The sequence below is a fragment of the Reyranella sp. genome, assembly GCF_052439685.1.
Lineage (GTDB): Bacteria > Pseudomonadota > Alphaproteobacteria > Reyranellales > Reyranellaceae > Reyranella.
Map to the genome: position 1 here is coordinate 172,208 of NZ_JBQVQG010000008.1, position 15,879 is coordinate 188,086.

General features: G+C 65.1%; 19 protein-coding genes. 10 read left to right on the forward strand and 9 right to left on the reverse strand.

Annotated features, from left to right (window positions below; genetic code table 11):
- Positions 1-4 precede the first annotated feature (4 nt).
- Positions 5-1,120: a pyridoxal phosphate-dependent aminotransferase gene (locus tag ACT6UX_RS13390; protein ID WP_444775653.1), complete on the reverse strand. Its 1,116-nt coding sequence runs from the start codon at positions 1,118-1,120 to the stop codon at positions 5-7.
- A 195-nt stretch (positions 1,121-1,315) separates the two neighbouring features.
- Here ACT6UX_RS13390 and bamE point away from each other — a divergent pair, with 195 nt between their 5' ends.
- Genes bamE through ACT6UX_RS13410 form a run of 4 tightly spaced genes read left to right on the forward strand, consistent with a single transcriptional unit; the run spans position 1,316 to position 3,687 of the window.
- A complete protein-coding gene (gene bamE, locus ACT6UX_RS13395; RefSeq protein ID WP_444775654.1) occupies positions 1,316-1,612 on the forward strand; it encodes an outer membrane protein assembly factor BamE domain-containing protein in 297 nt (98 codons plus the stop codon).
- Between the two features lie 31 nt (positions 1,613-1,643).
- Positions 1,644-2,594 (forward strand): hypothetical protein, encoded by a 951-nt coding sequence (locus ACT6UX_RS13400; RefSeq protein WP_444775655.1) that lies wholly within the window; start codon positions 1,644-1,646, stop codon positions 2,592-2,594.
- A complete protein-coding gene (locus ACT6UX_RS13405) occupies positions 2,591-3,157 on the forward strand; it encodes a chromate transporter (protein ID WP_444775656.1) in 567 nt (188 codons plus the stop codon). Before ACT6UX_RS13400 ends, ACT6UX_RS13405 begins: the two co-directional genes overlap by 4 nt.
- Positions 3,154-3,687 (forward strand): chromate transporter, encoded by a 534-nt coding sequence (locus ACT6UX_RS13410; RefSeq protein WP_444775657.1) that lies wholly within the window; start codon positions 3,154-3,156, stop codon positions 3,685-3,687. The genes ACT6UX_RS13405 and ACT6UX_RS13410 overlap by 4 nt, the downstream gene beginning before the upstream one ends.
- Here the strand turns inward: ACT6UX_RS13410 and ACT6UX_RS13415 are convergent.
- Positions 3,669-4,262 carry a hypothetical protein gene (locus ACT6UX_RS13415; RefSeq protein ID WP_444775658.1) on the reverse strand — a complete coding sequence of 198 codons (594 nt, stop codon included), beginning with the start codon at positions 4,260-4,262 and terminating at the stop codon, positions 3,669-3,671. The genes ACT6UX_RS13410 and ACT6UX_RS13415 overlap by 19 nt on opposite strands.
- Positions 4,263-4,388: 126 nt before the next feature.
- On the opposite strand from ACT6UX_RS13415, the gene ACT6UX_RS13420 reads away from it, so the two are divergent.
- Positions 4,389-4,685 (forward strand): hypothetical protein, encoded by a 297-nt coding sequence (locus ACT6UX_RS13420; protein WP_444775659.1) that lies wholly within the window; start codon positions 4,389-4,391, stop codon positions 4,683-4,685.
- Positions 4,686-4,715: 30 nt separating this feature from the next.
- A complete protein-coding gene (locus ACT6UX_RS13425) occupies positions 4,716-5,285 on the forward strand; it encodes an NnrU family protein (RefSeq protein WP_444775660.1) in 570 nt (189 codons plus the stop codon).
- Here ACT6UX_RS13425 and ACT6UX_RS13430 read toward each other — a convergent pair.
- The 5 genes from ACT6UX_RS13430 to ACT6UX_RS13450 all read right to left on the reverse strand — a co-directional run bounded on the left by ACT6UX_RS13430 (position 5,282) and on the right by ACT6UX_RS13450 (position 9,954).
- Complete coding sequence (locus ACT6UX_RS13430) at positions 5,282-6,820, reverse strand: amidohydrolase family protein (protein ID WP_444775661.1); 1,539 nt, start codon at positions 6,818-6,820, stop codon at positions 5,282-5,284. The two genes, ACT6UX_RS13425 and ACT6UX_RS13430, sit on opposite strands and share 4 nt — an antisense overlap.
- 26 nt (positions 6,821-6,846) lie before the next feature.
- Entirely contained in the window at positions 6,847-7,677 is an 831-nt protein-coding gene (locus ACT6UX_RS13435) for an ABC transporter permease (protein ID WP_444775662.1), read from the reverse strand.
- Positions 7,649-8,431 (reverse strand): ABC transporter ATP-binding protein, encoded by a 783-nt coding sequence (locus tag ACT6UX_RS13440; protein WP_444775663.1) that lies wholly within the window; start codon positions 8,429-8,431, stop codon positions 7,649-7,651. The genes ACT6UX_RS13435 and ACT6UX_RS13440 overlap by 29 nt, the downstream gene beginning before the upstream one ends.
- A 10-nt stretch (positions 8,432-8,441) precedes the next feature.
- Positions 8,442-9,440, reverse strand: a complete 999-nt coding sequence (locus tag ACT6UX_RS13445; protein ID WP_444775664.1) for an ABC transporter substrate-binding protein — start codon at positions 9,438-9,440, stop codon at positions 8,442-8,444.
- Positions 9,441-9,504: 64 nt separating this feature from the next.
- On the reverse strand, positions 9,505-9,954 hold the full coding sequence (locus ACT6UX_RS13450) for a YqaA family protein (protein ID WP_444775665.1): 450 nt from the start codon (positions 9,952-9,954) through the stop codon (positions 9,505-9,507).
- Positions 9,955-10,088: 134 nt separating this feature from the next.
- Here ACT6UX_RS13450 and ACT6UX_RS13455 point away from each other — a divergent pair, with 134 nt between their 5' ends.
- Both ACT6UX_RS13455 and mdlC read left to right on the forward strand, forming a co-directional pair.
- Positions 10,089-10,421, forward strand: coding sequence for a hypothetical protein (locus tag ACT6UX_RS13455; protein ID WP_444775666.1), 333 nt, complete (start codon positions 10,089-10,091; stop codon positions 10,419-10,421).
- A 156-nt stretch (positions 10,422-10,577) separates the two neighbouring features.
- Positions 10,578-12,179: a benzoylformate decarboxylase gene (mdlC, locus tag ACT6UX_RS13460; protein WP_444775667.1), complete on the forward strand. Its 1,602-nt coding sequence runs from the start codon at positions 10,578-10,580 to the stop codon at positions 12,177-12,179.
- Here mdlC and ACT6UX_RS13465 read toward each other — a convergent pair.
- On the reverse strand, positions 12,164-13,627 hold the full coding sequence (locus ACT6UX_RS13465) for an amino acid permease (RefSeq protein WP_444775668.1): 1,464 nt from the start codon (positions 13,625-13,627) through the stop codon (positions 12,164-12,166). The two genes, mdlC and ACT6UX_RS13465, sit on opposite strands and share 16 nt — an antisense overlap.
- A 56-nt stretch (positions 13,628-13,683) precedes the next feature.
- Between ACT6UX_RS13465 and ACT6UX_RS13470 the strand changes: the two genes are divergently transcribed.
- Positions 13,684-14,058 (forward strand): hypothetical protein, encoded by a 375-nt coding sequence (locus ACT6UX_RS13470; protein WP_444775669.1) that lies wholly within the window; start codon positions 13,684-13,686, stop codon positions 14,056-14,058.
- Between the two features lie 88 nt (positions 14,059-14,146).
- Positions 14,147-14,812, forward strand: a complete 666-nt coding sequence (locus ACT6UX_RS13475; RefSeq protein ID WP_444775670.1) for a dihydrofolate reductase family protein — start codon at positions 14,147-14,149, stop codon at positions 14,810-14,812.
- Positions 14,813-14,817: 5 nt separating this feature from the next.
- Here the strand turns inward: ACT6UX_RS13475 and ACT6UX_RS13480 are convergent, their stop codons facing one another.
- Positions 14,818-15,786 (reverse strand): Bug family tripartite tricarboxylate transporter substrate binding protein, encoded by a 969-nt coding sequence (locus tag ACT6UX_RS13480; protein WP_444775671.1) that lies wholly within the window; start codon positions 15,784-15,786, stop codon positions 14,818-14,820.
- Between the last annotated feature and the right edge of the window lie 93 nt (positions 15,787-15,879).

A 15,879-nucleotide genomic window follows, 5' to 3' on the forward strand; every position in this document is an offset into this window, starting at 1 on the left:
GGCATCACAACGCCTTGACGGCGGCTTCGATACGATCGAGCCCCTTGCTCAGCCGCTCGGCGCTCGAGGCGAAGCACAGGCGCACATTGCCCTGCCCGCCCGGGCCGAAGGCCTCGCCAGGGGCCAGGCCCACCTTGTACTGCTTTGCCATCGTCTTGCAGAAGGCCAGCGTGTCACTGACGCCCTCGACCGAGAAGAAGGCGTAGAAGGCGGCGTCCGGCCGCGCGATCTTCACTTTCGGCAGCGCGGAGAGCCGCTGGAACACCAGCTCCCCACCGGCGCGGCAGCGGTCGACCATCTCGTGGACGAAATCGTCGCCCTGCTCGAGTGCCGCGACCGCGCCCTTCTGCAGGAAGGCGGGAACGCCCGAGGTGTTGATCTGGACCAGCTTGGCGAACTGGTCGCCCAGCGCCGCCGGATGGGTAAGCCAGCCCAGGCGCCAACCGGTCATGGCCCACGGCTTGGAGAAGCTGTTGAGCACGATGACCGGATCGTCCGGCCCGGCCACTTCGAGGAAGGACGGCGCCACCTGGCGGCCATCGGGCCGTTTCGTATAGATCAGCCGGGCATAGACCTCGTCGGCCATGATCCAGACGCCGCGCTTGCGCGCGAAGTCCAGCAGTGCCGCCTGCTCCTCGGTGGACATCGTCCAGCCCGTCGGATTGCCCGGCGAGTTGACGAAGATCGCGCGCGTGCGGTCGTCGACGGCATCGAAGATCTTCTGGAGGTCGAGCGTCCAGCCGCCGGTCGGCGTCCGCTCGAGCGCCACGTATTTCGGAACGCCGCCCACCAGCCTGGTCGCCGATGTGATGTTCGGCCAGATCGGCGAGACGATCACGACATTGTCGCCGGGATCGAGCAGCAGCTGGCAGGTCAGCAGGATTGCCTGCATGCCGCCGGTGGTGACCGTGAGGCGCTCCATCGGGCATTTGATCCGGTAGAGCCGCTCGGTATAGGCCGAGAGGGCACTCCGCAGCTCGGGGATGCCCCGCTGCCAGGTATAGAAAGTCTCCCCCGCCTGCAGGCCCCTGGCCGCGGCGTCGCGCACGAAATCCGGCGTCACGAGATCGCTCTCGCCGAACCACAGCGGGACCACGTCCGGGTCTCCGAACACGGTCATGGCCACTTCGGAAATAGGCGTTTCGGCCATGCCGGCGGTGGCGCCGCTCAACGAAGCCGGGAGGCCCGGCGCGACAAATCTGGGGTGGTCTTGCATCCATCGGACGTACCGCATCGTTCGGAATTGCGCCAGCCATCCGCCTGCACGACAATTGTTGGCGGCGAGGCCCAACCCTACTAATCACAGGAGAAAGCCATGAAGTATCCAGCATGCCTGCTTGCGGCCGCCCTGCTGCTGGCCGGTTGCGTGCACGGCGACAACGTCGAGCGCCTCCAGGCAGGAATGGATCGCGAGCAGGTCCGTTCCGTCATGGGACCGCCCGAGGGATCGACCTACACCCCCGGCAAGGACTGCGCCTACTACAGCGTTCTGAGGGATTTCTGGAGCCGCACGCCGTGGTCGATGTCCGACCGCTACTACGTCTGCTTCACGGACGGGAAGGTCGAGACCTACGGTAAGGCGACCCAATCGGCCCAGATGACAGCGCAATAGGGCGGCGCTACGGTACCGCCAGGGAGAGACAATGCATTCACATCAGGATGACGGGCAGATCGCGCAGTGGCTCGGCGATCGCCAGGACAGCCTCTATGCAGACGGCCGCCGCTGCGACGAAATCCAATATCTGCAGTGCAAGCTGATTCTCAAGCCCGATCGTTTCACCTCGGCTCACGTGTTCAAGGAGTTCGCCGCGCTGGTCCAGCGTGCTGCGGCAACCACGGGCGTCGGGTATCAGCACACGCCGAAGTCCCAGCAGCGGCCCGAGGTGCGCGAGGTCCTGTTCCTCGATACCGGCGGCTACCACCTCTACAACAACAACTTCATCGTGCGGCGCCGGATCGCCTATCAGGACGGTTTCGCCATCGGCGATCCCGAGATCGTCTTCAAGTATCGCAGCGCCAACATGGAGAAGGCCCAGGCCCTCGACGTACGGCCGCGCATCGACGGTAAGTACAAGATCAAGTTCAAGCTCGAGGTAATGCCGCTCAAGGAGAAAATCGGCGGCATCCGGCGTCTGCTGTCGCACAATGTCGAGTTCGGCCTCAGCCAGGCCCCCCAGGCAGCCCGTATCGTGATGTCTTCGCTCGGCAACATGTCGCTGCCGGAACTGACCCAGATCTTCCCGACGCTGAGCGGGATCTCCTGTGATGGCCCCAACGACATCTCCCTCGTCAACCAGACGATCGTCGAGGAACTCCTGCAGGATATCTGCCTGCTCGACTTCGGCCATCACACGGCGGCGACAGCCAATCTCGGCCTGTGGCGCGCCCGCGGCGACCACCATGCCTTCGTCGGCGAGTTCGCCTTCCAGCTGAGGTTCGCGGGACCCACCGACATCAAGCACAAGTCGCTGAATCACTGCGAGCGCTTCTTCCTCGAACTCCAGCAGGTCGCCGCCGACTGGCTGACGCTGACCACGACCAAGACCGGCGCCGTGTACCGCCTGAAGGGCAACCCGCCGCAAGCGCACGAATGAGCGACGCCGCAACTCCTCCACCCCCGCCGTCGCTCGGAAAGCTCTTCTGGGTCTTTCTGGTCATGGGAGCGACCAGCTTGGGCGGCGGCGTGGTCGCCTATCTGCGCACCGGCCTGGTCGTTCGCCAGCGTTGGCTGGACGATGTGTCCTTCGTCGAACTGCTGTCGATCAGCCAGACCCTGCCCGGCCTCAACGCCACCAACATGTCGATCCTGGTGGGCGACCGCCTGCGCGGCGGCATGGGAGCCCTGGTCGCCACCCTGGGCATGTGCATTCCCGGGGCCAGTCTGATGACCGCGGCCGGACTGCTCTATGGGGCGGGCGGAGACGGTCCCTGGTCGAAGGCCTTCCTGCACGGGATCGCCGCGGGTGCGGTCGGCCTCATCCTGGTCGTCCTGGTCCAGCTCGGCGCAAAGACACTGAAAACCTACGCCGACTATGTGTTCGTGGCCGCCACCGCCGTAGCCGTCGCCTTTTTCAAGGTGCCAGTCCCCTATGCGCTGATCGTTGCGGGAATCGTCGCCATCTGGTGGCATCGGCCACGCAACAAGGACGTCCCGTGAAGCAGCTGTGGGACCTCGCCGGCGTCTTCGCCTACCTGTCGCTGCTCACCATCGGCGGCGGCATGGCTGCCTTCCCCGAGATGAAGGAACTCACGGTCGACACCTACCACTGGGTGACCTTCCCGGAGCTGCTTCATTTCTACAGCCTGGGCCAGCTCGCGCCCGGACCGAACATGATGATGGTCGCGTCGATCGGCGTCACCGTGGCCCATATTCCAGGGGCACTCGTGGCGCTCGTGGCCTTCTTCCTGCCGACCGGCCTGCTGACCTTCTTCGTGGGCCGGCTGTGGACCCACCTGGCGACGTGGCGCTGGCGGCCCGCCATCCAGACAGGCTTGGGTTCCGTCGCCGTGGGTCTCGTGCTGGCGGGCGCCATCATCATGGGTCGCGGTGCCATCACGCAGTTCTTCTTCGGCGTGATCGCCCTGGTGGTTTTCCTGCTGCTGTGGCGGACGAAAATCAATCCCGCCTATCCGATCGTGGCCTCCGGGCTCGTCGGGATGGCCCTGCACTATTTCAACATCGCCTGATCGGGCGGCAGCTGCGCGGTCTCGCCAACATATTCGGGCTCCGGCGCCTGGTCGCAGCTTGCCAATGGAACCCCAATCGCCACGGATTTGTCGCCTGCCCTGAGGCAGCCATCCCGCCACTGCCCGGACAGAGTGACTCCTGAAACCGTCACGGCCCCGTAGCCGTTCGGGAGACCCCTGGCATAGCTGCCTTCGAACCGGTCCTCGCCATTCCACGAATATCGACCAAGCCCCTCACGGCGGCCATTCCGGTAGGTCCCCTCGAAGCGGTCGATTGGCTGGCCATGCTCCGTCCATTGGGCCACGCCCATACCCTCCCGCAGAGCGGCGCGGCAGGACGCACTCCAGGTTACCTTATCTTGCGGATCGGGATGCCAGTCGGCGATGCGGCAGCCGACGCCCGGCTCGTAGATCCAGGAGCCTGTCTTACACGGTGTGTCCCAGCTGATCTGAATGGGATCGGGCTCGGTCGTACCGCAGTCGGGTTTCCCCGGCACCAAGGCAATCTGCTGAGCGAACACCGGGAATACGGCCAGGATCAGCGTCGACGATACTAGAGCGGCAAAAATCTTCACGGGACCCTCGACGAACGCTTGGTCTGGACGATTGAAACGCCCTGCCCGCGCGTGCGTTCCAGACCGCAACGTCCGGCAGCTTTCCGCATTAACTCCCTACATTGTGCAGAATTGAAGGATGCCCCGATGAAGCTCGTCCTCCCGACCGCCGCCAGCCTCGTCCTCTTTGCTTCTTTGGCGGCAGCGCAAATGCCGCCAGCGACCGGAAAATCCACCACCCCGGCCGCCCCGCCAGCCGGCATGCCCGGAAGCGCCCAGACCGCCACGTCGGCCCGCACCCAGATCGAGGCGAGCGGCTATACCAACATCAAGGAGCTCAAGCGCCGCGACGACGGCTCGTGGCAGGCGCTCGCGACCAAGAACGACACCGAAGTCGCCGTGACGGTCGACACCAGCGGTGGCGTAACCCAGATGTCGCGGTAACCTTCCCGGGTCGGCATGCTATGCTGAAACATGTCGACCCTCCTGCTTGGCCTCGCGCTCTTCATCGGCGTCCATATTTTCACCACCCTCCGGGGCACGCGGACCGCCGTGATCGGCCGGCTCGGTGAAGGCGGATACAAGGGCCTCTATTCCCTGATTGCGGCCATCGGCCTAATCTTGATCGCCATTGGTTTCGGGCAATATCGCGGTGCCGGGTACATCCAGATCTGGAACCCGCCCTTCCGGGCCTTCCATCCCATCGCGGCAGCCCTCCTGTGGTTCGCCTTCGTGGCGCTCGTGGCGACCTATGCACCGCCCAGCCGCATCAAGTCGCTCCTCCGTCATCCCATGCTGGTCGCGGTCAAGGCGTGGGCCCTCTCCCATCTGCTGGTGAATGGCGACCTGGGCTCGATGCTCCTGTTCGGTAGCCTGCTCGCCTGGGCGGTCTATGACCGCATCGCCGTCAAGCGCCGGGGCGACGTGGGCGCGCCCCGGGTGGCTTGGTCAAAGAACGACCTTCTTGTCGTGGTGATCGCCACCGTGGCCTATGCCGCGATGATCTGGCTGCATGAATCGCTGATCGGCGTCACCGCCGCCTAGTGGTGGTGATGACCGTGATAGGCGTGGTGATGGCTCCCGCCGAACCGGTCGATATGTAGCGGTTGCTTGGCGAGCCCCGGGCAGAAGGTGTTCACCACCTTCTCGAGCTTGTCGTAGAGCGCCTTGGCCGGCTTGCGACCCCGCTCCAGCCGCTCGCGGGCCTTCTCGGCAAGGCGCGCGAGCTGCACCATGTCGACGTTCAGCAGCTTGCGGTCCTCGAGGATCATGCGGCCGCCGACCATCACCGAATGCACGGCCGCGCCGTCCTCGGTGTGGACGATCTGGTTCGTCGGATCGTTGAACGGGATCCAGTTGATGTGGCCCAGATCCAGGAACACGATGTCGGCCTTGTAGCCGGCCTCCAGCTTGCCGATCTTGTCGCCCAGCCCCAGTGCCCGGGCGCTGCCCGCGGTCGCCGCGTGCAGCACTTCCTCGGTCGTGATCCACTCGCGGTTATCGGGCCCCTGCACTTTCGAGACCATCGAGGCCAGACGCATGTTCTCGTACATGTTCTGATTGTCCGAGCAGCTCGCGCCATCGGTGCCGATGCCGACATTGACCTTGGCATCCAGCATGCCGCGCATGTCGGCGATGCCGTTGCCCAGCACCATGTTCGAGCCAGGATTGTGCGAGACCGAGGCGCCCTTGTCGCCCAGCAGCTTCATGTCGTCGCCGTCGAGCCAGACACCATGCGCCACGGTGAATTTCGGCCCGACCAGGCCCAGCGAATCCATGTAGGCGGTGAGCGACGTGCCGTAGAGCCGGTAGCCGGCGACGACCTGCACCTTGGATTCGGACACATGGGTGTGCAGGCCGGTATCGTAGTCCTTGGCAAGCTTCAGGCAGGCCAGCAGGAACTCCCGGCTGCAATGATGCGGGATCGTCGGCGCCACCGCCAGATGCACGCCCTGCCGGTCGAGCTTCCAGCCATGCAGTGCCTTCTTCATCTGCTTCACGCTCGCCTTGTAGGGCGAGAATTGATAGGCCTCGACCTCCTTCTGCAGCGATGGCGGCAGCTGGTCCATGAGGCCGGGGATGGCCTGGAAGAAGCTGGTGTCGGCCACCATCGGCGCCAGCATGGCGCGCATGCCGACATCGGCATAGGCCTGTCCGATGGACGCCAGCCCTTCCGCCGTCGGCATGGGAAACTCGGCCGCCAGGTCATAGGCGGCCGTGCAGCCTTTCATCACCATCTCGCACGCGCCGATCAGGCTCGACAGGTACTTGTCCTCGAGGGTGCGGGCGCCGCTCATGTAGGGACCCGCTGTCAGGAGAAGCTCCAGGGTCACGCGATCGACCATGCCCTTGGCGAGATTGCCATGGCTGTGGGTATGGCCGTTGATCAGGCCTGGATGAAGCAGCTTGCCCTTGGCGTCGATCACGATGGCGGATTCGGGTGCCGATACCTTGGGACCGATTTCGGCGATCGTGTCGCCATTGACGAGGATATCGGCTTTCGGCGCTGAATGCCCCTTGATGTCGACCACACGGCCACCGCGGATGACCGTCATCGGTGCGTTCGGCTTCTTCGCCATATGATTCACTCCCCTCTTTCGGCCGGTCAGGCACCCGGCGTCGTATTGCTGCTCGACCACGGGAAGAAGACCCGCTCGGCGACGACCACGATCTGGAACAATACGACGCCCATCACCGACAGGATGATAAGCGCCCCGAACGCCACGGGCACCTTGAAGAACGCCGTCGACGTCTGAATGAGGAATCCCAGGCCTGCGTCGGCATTGACGAACTCCGCGACCACCGCGCCGACGACGGCGAGCGAGATCGCCACCTTGAGGCCCGCGAAGATGAAGGGAATGGCATAGGGCAGCCGGATGCGCAGCAATTCGCTGAGCTTGGAGGCGCGGCAGGCGCGGCTGAGTTCGATCAGTTCGGGCGGAACGGACAGCAGCCCGGTCGCGATCGAGATGACCAGCGGAAAGAACGCGACCAGCACGGTGATCACGATGCGCGGCAGTTCGTTGGTCCCGAGGAGCACCACGAGAATCGGCGCCAGCGCCACCTTGGGGATCGACTGCGTCCAGACGAGGAACGGATAGACCGCGGCCGCGATCGCGGGCGACGCGGTCAGTACGACGGCCAGCGGCAGGCTGATCAGGATCGAGACCACGAAGCCCAGCATGACCGTCTTGAAGGTCGCCATCGTATGGCCGGCGACGGTCGGCCCGATGGCCATCGTGTCCTTCCAGATATCGGACGGCGTCGGCAGCAGGTATCCGGGAATTGCGAAGGCGCGGCAGGCGCCTTCCCACAGCAGGAACAGGCCGGCCGTGGCGATCAGGGGCACCACCACCTCGTACAGGGCGGCGCTCCTCTTTCGTCGTCGCGGCGGCTTCTGCCGCTGCTCAAGCGGCGGCGCGGCCTGGACTGACATTGCGTGTTCCGAAGATGAGTTGGCGGATGCGGTGACTGGCTTCGTGGAAATCAGGCGTGGCCTCGGTTTCGAAGCTGCGCGGGCGCGGCAGGCCGATATCGATGATTTCGGCGATGCGGCCGGGCCGCGGCGACATCACCACCACCCGGTCGGCCAACACGACGGCCTCCGTGATCGAATGCGTCACGAACAGCACGGTTTTGGGCCTCTCGCTCCAGATCCGCAGCAGCTCCATGGTCATTTCCTCGCGCGTCAACGCGTCGAGCGCCCCGAACGGCTCGTCCATCAGCAGGATGTCCGGATCGTGGACCAGGGCTCGGCAGATGGCGACGCGCTGCTGCATGCCGCCCGACAGCTCGCGTGGCGACTTGCCCTCGAAGCCTGTGAGGCCGACCAGCTTGAGCAGCGCCATCGCCTTGTCGGTACTGGTCGAATCGATGCGGTGCATCATGCGCAGCGGAAACAGCACATTGTCGAGCACGCTGGCCCAGGGGAGCAAGGTCGGCGCCTGGAAGACGATACCCGTTTCCGCCCGCGGCTCGGTGATTTCCTCGCCACCGATCGAGGCCCGCCCCGCCGTCGGCAGGATCAGCCCGGCGACGATGCGCAGAAGCGTGGACTTGCCGCAGCCAGACGGCCCAACGAGGGTGATGAACTCGTTGCGTCCGATCTCGAGCGACACGTCCTGCAGCGCCGTGACCTGATCGCCGTCACGGCTGTTGAAGATGCGGGTGACCCGGTTGAGCGAGATCACGTCGAACCCGTCATTTGGCGATCTTGCTGGTGTCGATCGCGGTCTTGTAGTCGAACTCGGGCTTCAGCTCGTTGGCCGTGGCGATGGTTTCCCACGAGAACTTGAGCCGGTCCGGGCTTTCCTTGCCCCAGCCGAACTCCTTGCTGTGGTCGTTGAAGACGAACTTCATCACCGCCTTCACGCTGCCCATGCAGTCGTCGAGTTCGACCTCGGGGAACCGGGCGACATGCAGCTTGCAGGCCTCTTCCGGATTGGCCGCGGCCCATTCGAAGGCCTCCTTGGTGGCGGCCAGGAAGCGCGTCACCAGGTCGGGTTTGTCCTGGATCATCTTGTCGGTGGTGATGAGGCTCGCCGCGTAGATCTTGAAGCCGACCTCGACGAAGGGCAGCGGCAGGATCTCCTGCCCGGCCTTAACCGCCGCCTTGTTGATGTAGTAATAATGGATCGAATAGAACGGCGCGGCGTCGATGTTCTTGGCAATGAGCTGGGCCGCCATTGCGGCCCCGTCCATGTTCGTCCAGATCAGCTTGTTGGGATCCGTCCCCGCCTTCTTGGCGACTTCGGGGAAGTAGAAGCGATGGCTGTTGCCCGGCGTGATGCCGATCTTCTTGCCTTCCAGTCCCTTGAAGTTGGTGATGCCCGAACTCTTCAGCACGAACAGCGAATGCGGCGATTCGTTGTAGAGTACGGCGATCGTCTTGACCGGCACGTTGGTCCGCGCCCTCGCCGTCATGACGGCCGCGATGTCGGCCACCCCGAAATCGGCAGCCCCCGAGGCCACCTTGGTGACGGTGTCGCCCGAGCCGTAGCCGCGGGTAATCGTGATGTCGATGCCGTGCTTGGCGTAGATGCCCTTGCTCCAGGCACCGTAGTACATCGCGTGTTCGCCGGACGGGATCCAGTCGGTCTGGAACCGAACCTTGTCCTGCGCAAACGCCGCCCCTCCGAACAGGAACGTCAGGGCAAGCGCCGCCAATCCTGTGCGTCGGCGAAACGATGATGACTGCATGAATGCCTCCCCCTGGCGTGTCGAGCACTGCGAGGGAAGCAATATCGGTGCCACGCGCTTATCGCTAAGCGAGCCAGCCCAAGGTCGCCGCGACCAGGACGGCGTAGCGCGCCGTCTTGCCGATCCCGACCAGCAGGACAAATGGCAGCAAGGGCGTGCGCAGCGCGCCGGCTACAACGGTGAGAGCGTCGCCGCCGAACGGCAGCCAGGCCAACAGCAAGGACCAGATCCCCCACCGGGCATACCAGCGCTCGACGCGCTCGTAGTCGCGCGGCTTCACGGGAAACCACGAGCGGTCGCGGAAGCGCTCGATCAGGCGACCCAAAATCCAGTTGATCACGGAGCCCAGCGTGTTCCCGAGCGACGCCGCGAACAGCAGCGTCTCCCCATGGGTCGGCTCGGCGACCAGCAGGCCGATCAGCACCAGCTCCGACTGAAAGGGCAAAACCGTTGCCGCCAGGAAGGCGGCGGCGAAAAGGCCGGTATGGCTAAGGATGAAAGAACCCGGGTCCATGCACCTTTCACTTACAGGATGGAGTTTCTTCGCGCAGCCGACGGCGGCGGACGGACCGTGTTTCAGCAAATCCATGCAACACCTTTCAGAAGCCGGCGTTGATCCCCCACAGCCTGAAACCCCTGGAGGAATGCATGAAGAAGACCCTCGTTACCTTTGCCGCGATTGCCGTGACCAGCATCGCCGGGGCCGCCTTCGCCCAGACGGTGCAGCCGAGCACGCCGGCTGGCCGCGACATGAACTCGATGCCCGGCCAGACCAGCAATCCGAACACCAACCTTCCGGCCACCTCGTCCAACGCCACCGCGGCGGAGGCCGCCGCCAAGTCGAAGCTCGAGGCCAAGGGCTACAACGGCATCAAGTTGCTGAAGCGCGATACCGCCGGCAACTGGACCGGCAAGGCGATGCGCAACAATGTCGAGGTCGCGGTGACGCTCGACCCGTCGGGTAACGTCCGCGAGCAGTAGGAGCCACACCCTACTGGCCTGCGGATTGGCGGAGCGCCCTACCCCTCGTGGGGCGCTCCGTTCGCATGTCTGAACCTGGCTCGTGCAATCGAGGGTGCCACAGCTCGGCCGCCACGCTACGATGCGTCCCTCATAACGGCGGCGGGGAATCTGCGCATGCGCACAGTCAAGGACGTCACGTTCGATCTGCTCCGCAAGCTCGGTCTCACGACGATCGTCGGCAACCCCGGTTCGACGGAAGAGACCTTCCTCAAGGACTTCCCCAAAGACTTCGACTACGTGATGGCGCTGCAGGAGGCCAGCGTCGTCGGCATTGCCGACGGGATCGCGCAGGGGCTCCGCAAGCCAGTCATCGTCAATGTGCATACGGGCGCCGGCATGGGAAACGCGCTGGGCTGCATCGTCACGGCCTTTCAGAACAAGACACCGCTCATCATCACCGCCGGCCAGCAGACTCGCGAAATGCTCCTGCTCGAGCCACTCCTCACGAACATCGACGCCGCCAACCTGCCGCGGCCCTGGGTGAAATGGGCCTATGAACCCACACGGGCGGAAGACATTCCAGCCGCCTTCATGCGGGCCTATGCGACGGCGATGCAGCAGCCAGCCGGTCCGGTGTTCCTCTCGCTGCCGCTCGACGACTGGGACAAACCGATGCCGGAGATCGATGTCTTCCGCACGGTCGCCACGCGCATCGGCCCCGATCCGGTCCGCGTCGCCGAGTTCGCCGAACGCATCAATGCCGCCCGGTCGCCCGTCATCGTCTATGGATCGGACCTGGCCCGCAGCCAGGCCTGGAAAGATGGCATCGTATTCGCCGAAACGCTGGGCGTTCCCGTCTGGACGGCCCCCTTCGCCGAGCGCACGCCCTTCCCCGAGACCCACCCCCAACATGCGGGCGCGCTCCCTGCAGCCATCGGGCCTCTGGGCAAGAAGTTCGCGGGCCACGATCTGGTGATCGTCATCGGCGCGCCCGTTTTCCGCTACTATCCCTATGTCGGGGGCGACTACATTCCCAAGGGCACGCAACTGCTACAGGTTACCGACGACCCGAATATGTCTTCAAAGGCGCCGGTCGGCGACAGCCTGGTGTCGGACGCGCGGCTGTTCCTGGAGGCGATCCAGCCGCAGCTCAAGAAGCGGACTTCGTCCATCGCCTCGCCACTGCGCCCGGCCCCGAAGACGCCCGACATGGAAGCGCAGCCCCTGGCGGGCGACGCCATCATGGCCGCGGTGCGCGACGCCTGCCCCGCCGACTACGTGCTGGTCGAGGAAGCGCCTTCGGTCGTTGCCGAAATGCAGGACCAGTTCCGGATCGACAAGCCGGATTGCTTCTACACTTTCGCATCTGGTGGGCTCGGATGGGACATGCCGGCGGCGGTCGGCCTGGCGTTGGCGGAACGCAGCAGTGGCCGCAATCGCCCGGTCGTCGCGCTGATGGGGGACGGTTCGTTCCAGTATTCGGTCCAGGCGCTCTACACGGCGGTCCAACAGAAGGCCCACGTCGTCTTCGTCGTCCTGCAGAACCATGAATACGCCATCCTGAAATCCTTTGCCGAGCTCGAGGAGACGCCGAACGTCCCGGGCCTGGACCTGCCAGGGATCGACCTGGAGGCACTCGCAAAAGGCTATGGCGCGCCGGCGAAGCTGGCCAGGACCGGTGCGGAGGTCACGGCGGCCGTCGCCGAAGCGATCGCACGGCCCGGCGCCAGCATCGTCGTCGTGCCGCTCACGCGGAAGCGTCACTCCCTGATCTGAGGGCCTGTCCTCAGACGGGCGGCGTGCGACCGGCCGTAGGCGTAGTAGATGACGAGGCCGATCGCGATCCAGAGGACGAGCCGCGCCCATGTCACGGGGGCCAGCCCGACCATCAATCCGAGGCACGAGAGGATTCCGAGCATCGGGATCAACGGCACGGCCGGCACCCGGAAGGGTCTCGGAGCATGCGGCTCGAGACGACGAAGACGCACCACCGACGCGCAGACCATCAGGAATGAGAACAGCGTGCCGACGCCGACCAGCTCGCTCAGCATCTCGATCGGTGACAGGGCGGCGATCGTCGCGACCACTACGCCAATCAGAATCTGACTCACCCACGGCGTCTTGAGCCGCGGATGGACGCGGCTGAACAGCGGTGGCATCAGCCCGTCATTCGCCATGGTCGCGAAGATGCGACATTGTCCGTAAAGCAGAACGAGGATCGCCGTCGTAATGCCGATCAGCGCCCCGAGCTGGATCAGTGCCGCGAACCAGCCGATGCCCATGCGATCGGCCGCGAGCCCGACGGGAGCAGCCACGTTCAGCTCCAGATACGGGACGATGCCGACGAGCACGCCCGCGACCAGGATATAGAGGACCGTCGAGATTACGAGGGCGCCCAGAATGCCGATCGGCATGTCCCGCTGCGGCCGCTTCGCTTCCTGCGCGCAATTCGAAACGGCGTCGAAGCCGATATAGGTGAAGAACACGACCGAGGCGCCATGCAGGACGCCGCTCCAGCCGAAGGTTCCGAAAGTTCCGGTATTCGCCGGCACGAAGGGCTGCCAGTTGGCGGCCGAGACGTGGCTGATCCCGAAGCCGATGAACGCCAGAATGACGAGCAACTTGATCGCCACCATGAGATTGTTGAGGCGCGCCGACTCACGCGTGCCCTGCACGAGCAAGAGGGTGAGCAGCGCGACGATCGCCGCGGCCGGCAGGTTGGCGATCGCGGTCACGGAGGTGCCATCGGCGAGCTGGACGACCTGCCCTGTCGAGGCCGAAAGCCGCGGCGGGATGGCAAGCCCGATGGAGGCCAGCGTGCCGTTGAAGTAGCCAGACCATCCCACGGCCACCGCCGCCGCACCGATCGAGTATTCGAGAATGAGGTTCCAGCCGACCAGCCAGGCGGTGAGCTGCCCAAGGCTGGCATAGGTGTAGGTGTAGGTGCTGCCGGCCACCGGCATGAGCGCCGCCAGCTCGGCATAGCAGAGCGCCACGAAGGCGCAGGCGGTCCCGGCCAGCACGAAGGACACGACCACGGCAGGCCCGGCGTACAGTGCGGCTGCCGTGCCGGTCAGGACGAAGATCCCCGCGCCGATGATGGCGCCGATCCCCATGAAGACGATGCTGACGGGACCCAGGACCCTGGGCAGCGCGACAGCATGGCTCGCTGGCGCCAGGATCTCGGAAAGCAACTTACGCGACGCAGCGCCTTGAATTCTCATACGGGTCCCCCGTCCTCCTCATAGCAAGAGCGGGCCGGACAACCCATATAAAGTGGATGCGTACCACCCTCCTCACCGTCGTCTTCGTGATGGCCCTGGTCGCTGCGGCGGACACGGCCTTCGGTCAACTCGTGCCCGGATCGATCGGCAATGGCGGCCGGATGCCCGACACCATGTCGCCTGGTGCCCTGCCGCCGCCGCCCGTCGCCCCACCCGCGCCGGTCATGGCACCGCCCCCATCCCAGCCGAATACCTACTCGCTAACCCGCGACCGCCTCGAGAATCAGGGCTACCGGGTCCAGCGACTGGAAGAAAAGAATGACGGTTCCTGGCGCGCCAACGTGAGCCGCGATCCCGTACCGACCCGCCCCCAGGGGGTACCCAAGCGGGTCACAATCCACCCGAACGGTCAGGTCGTCGAGGAGTACTGATACCCCTCCTCCTGCGACAATCTGCGACGCCGATGTCGGATCTGGCCCCTCTCGGCCGTCCTCGGGGCAGTAACATCGGAGGATTGCCATGAGAAAGATCGTTGCCGGCGCGTTCGTCAGCCTGGACGGGGTCATGCAGGCGCCCGGCGGGCCCGAGGAGGATCCGACGGGCGGTTTCGAACACGGCGGCTGGACCGTGCCCTACTGGGACGGCCCGATGGGCCAGTTCATGGACGCATGCTTTTCTCAGCCCTTCGACCTGCTGCTCGGCCGCAAGACCTACGAGATCTTCGCCGCGCATTGGCCGTTCGTGGGCGAGGACGATCCCATCGGCAGGGTCTTCAACGAGGTGACCAAGTATGTCGCGACCTCCTCGGCCGTGTCTCTTGGATGGACCAATTCGGTCGCTCTGGAGGGCGACGTCGCCGCGGAGGTCGCCCGGCTGAAGCAGGGCGACGGGCCAGTCCTGCTGACGCAGGGCAGCAGCGTCCTGCTGCAGACCCTGCTCGCTCACGACCTGATCGACGAGTTCCGCCTGCTCACCTTCCCGCTCGTGCTCGGACACGGCAAGAAGCTGTTCGGCCCGGGCACGAAGCCCGGCGCGCTGAAGCTTACGGAGAGCAAAGTCTCGACGACGGGCGTCACCATGGGCGTTTACGCTCGCGAAGGCAGCGTGAAGTCCGGCAGCTTCGCGTTGCCGCAAAGCTCCGACGCCGAGCTGGCCCGACGCGAGAAGATGAAGAAGGAAGGCTGACGGAGCTACTGCCTCGTCTTGATGTTGGCCTCCTTGATCACCTTCGCCCATTTCGGAATGTCCCCGGCGATGGCGGCCCGGGTCTCCTCCGGCGTACTGCCGACGAGGTCGAGGCCCATCGCCGCGAACTTCCTCTGCATCTCCGGATCGGCCAGCGCCTTGAGCGATTCCGCGCGCACTTTTTCGACGATGGGACGCGGCAGGCTAGCGGGGCCCATCAGGGCGAACCACGAGGTCGCCTCGAAACCGGGAAAACCCTGCTCCGCCAGGGTCGGCAGGTCCGGGGCGCTCGAGGCCCGCTTCAGCGAGGTGACGGCGATACCGCGTACGCGGCCGTCGCGCACCAGCGGCATTCCCGCACCGGCATTCTGGATGCCGACCGGGACCACACCGCTCATCACGTCGGTGAGGTTGGCGCCGCGGTATGGGATGTGCTCCATCTTTATGCCGGCCAGATGGCAGAACAGCTCGCCTGCGATGTGTTGAGGCGTGCCGACACCCGGCGTCCCGTAGGAGAGCTTGCCGGGATTGGCCTTGGCATAGGCGATCAGCTCGGCAATCGACTTCACCGGCAGGTCGTTGTTCACGACGAAGACCGACGGCATGACCAGCGAGGTCGAAATCGCGGTCAGGTCCTTCAGCGGATCGAAGGGCAGCGCCTGCAGCGACGGCAGGATGGTGATCGCGGCATTCCCCGACCACATCAGCGTGTAGCCGTCAGGAGGGGCCTTGGCGACGCGGTCGACCCCGATCGCACCGGAATTGCCCGAGACGTTTTCGACGATCACCGGTTGTCCCCAGGCCTCGCTGAACTTCTGCGCAAACATCCGGGCGGTGACGTCGGTCGCACTGCCGGCCGTGAAGCCCACGACCAGCTTGACCGGCTTGTCCGGCCAAGTGGTTTGGGCGGCTGCGCCGTGTGCGCAGAACAAGGCGAGCAGGCACGAAGCCATAGCGCGAATGAGACTTAACATTTGCCAGTCCTCCCGTGGGCGGTCTTTGCCGCCTCTTGGCACACGGTAGGGGCCGTGCCCGCGTACGGCAACCGCCCCCGACTCCGCGCCCGT

Coding starts and splice junctions, on each gene's coding strand:
- bamE (WP_444775654.1), top strand. CDS start 1,316: ATGAAGTATCCAGCATGCCTGCTTGCGGCCGCCCTGCTGCTGGCCGGT.
- ACT6UX_RS13445 (WP_444775664.1), bottom strand. CDS start 9,440: ATGCAGTCATCATCGTTTCGCCGACGCACAGGATTGGCGGCGCTTGCC.
- ACT6UX_RS13470 (WP_444775669.1), top strand. CDS start 13,684: ATGCGTACCACCCTCCTCACCGTCGTCTTCGTGATGGCCCTGGTCGCT.
- ACT6UX_RS13405 (WP_444775656.1), top strand. CDS start 2,591: ATGAGCGACGCCGCAACTCCTCCACCCCCGCCGTCGCTCGGAAAGCTC.
- mdlC (WP_444775667.1), top strand. CDS start 10,578: ATGCGCACAGTCAAGGACGTCACGTTCGATCTGCTCCGCAAGCTCGGT.
- ACT6UX_RS13450 (WP_444775665.1), bottom strand. CDS start 9,954: ATGGACCCGGGTTCTTTCATCCTTAGCCATACCGGCCTTTTCGCCGCC.
- ACT6UX_RS13390 (WP_444775653.1), bottom strand. CDS start 1,120: ATGACCGTGTTCGGAGACCCGGACGTGGTCCCGCTGTGGTTCGGCGAG.
- ACT6UX_RS13455 (WP_444775666.1), top strand. CDS start 10,089: ATGAAGAAGACCCTCGTTACCTTTGCCGCGATTGCCGTGACCAGCATC.
- ACT6UX_RS13400 (WP_444775655.1), top strand. CDS start 1,644: ATGCATTCACATCAGGATGACGGGCAGATCGCGCAGTGGCTCGGCGAT.
- ACT6UX_RS13425 (WP_444775660.1), top strand. CDS start 4,716: ATGTCGACCCTCCTGCTTGGCCTCGCGCTCTTCATCGGCGTCCATATT.
- ACT6UX_RS13480 (WP_444775671.1), bottom strand. CDS start 15,786: ATGTTAAGTCTCATTCGCGCTATGGCTTCGTGCCTGCTCGCCTTGTTC.
- ACT6UX_RS13475 (WP_444775670.1), top strand. CDS start 14,147: ATGAGAAAGATCGTTGCCGGCGCGTTCGTCAGCCTGGACGGGGTCATG.
- ACT6UX_RS13465 (WP_444775668.1), bottom strand. CDS start 13,627: ATGAGAATTCAAGGCGCTGCGTCGCGTAAGTTGCTTTCCGAGATCCTG.
- ACT6UX_RS13435 (WP_444775662.1), bottom strand. CDS start 7,677: ATGTCAGTCCAGGCCGCGCCGCCGCTTGAGCAGCGGCAGAAGCCGCCG.
- ACT6UX_RS13420 (WP_444775659.1), top strand. CDS start 4,389: ATGAAGCTCGTCCTCCCGACCGCCGCCAGCCTCGTCCTCTTTGCTTCT.
- ACT6UX_RS13430 (WP_444775661.1), bottom strand. CDS start 6,820: ATGGCGAAGAAGCCGAACGCACCGATGACGGTCATCCGCGGTGGCCGT.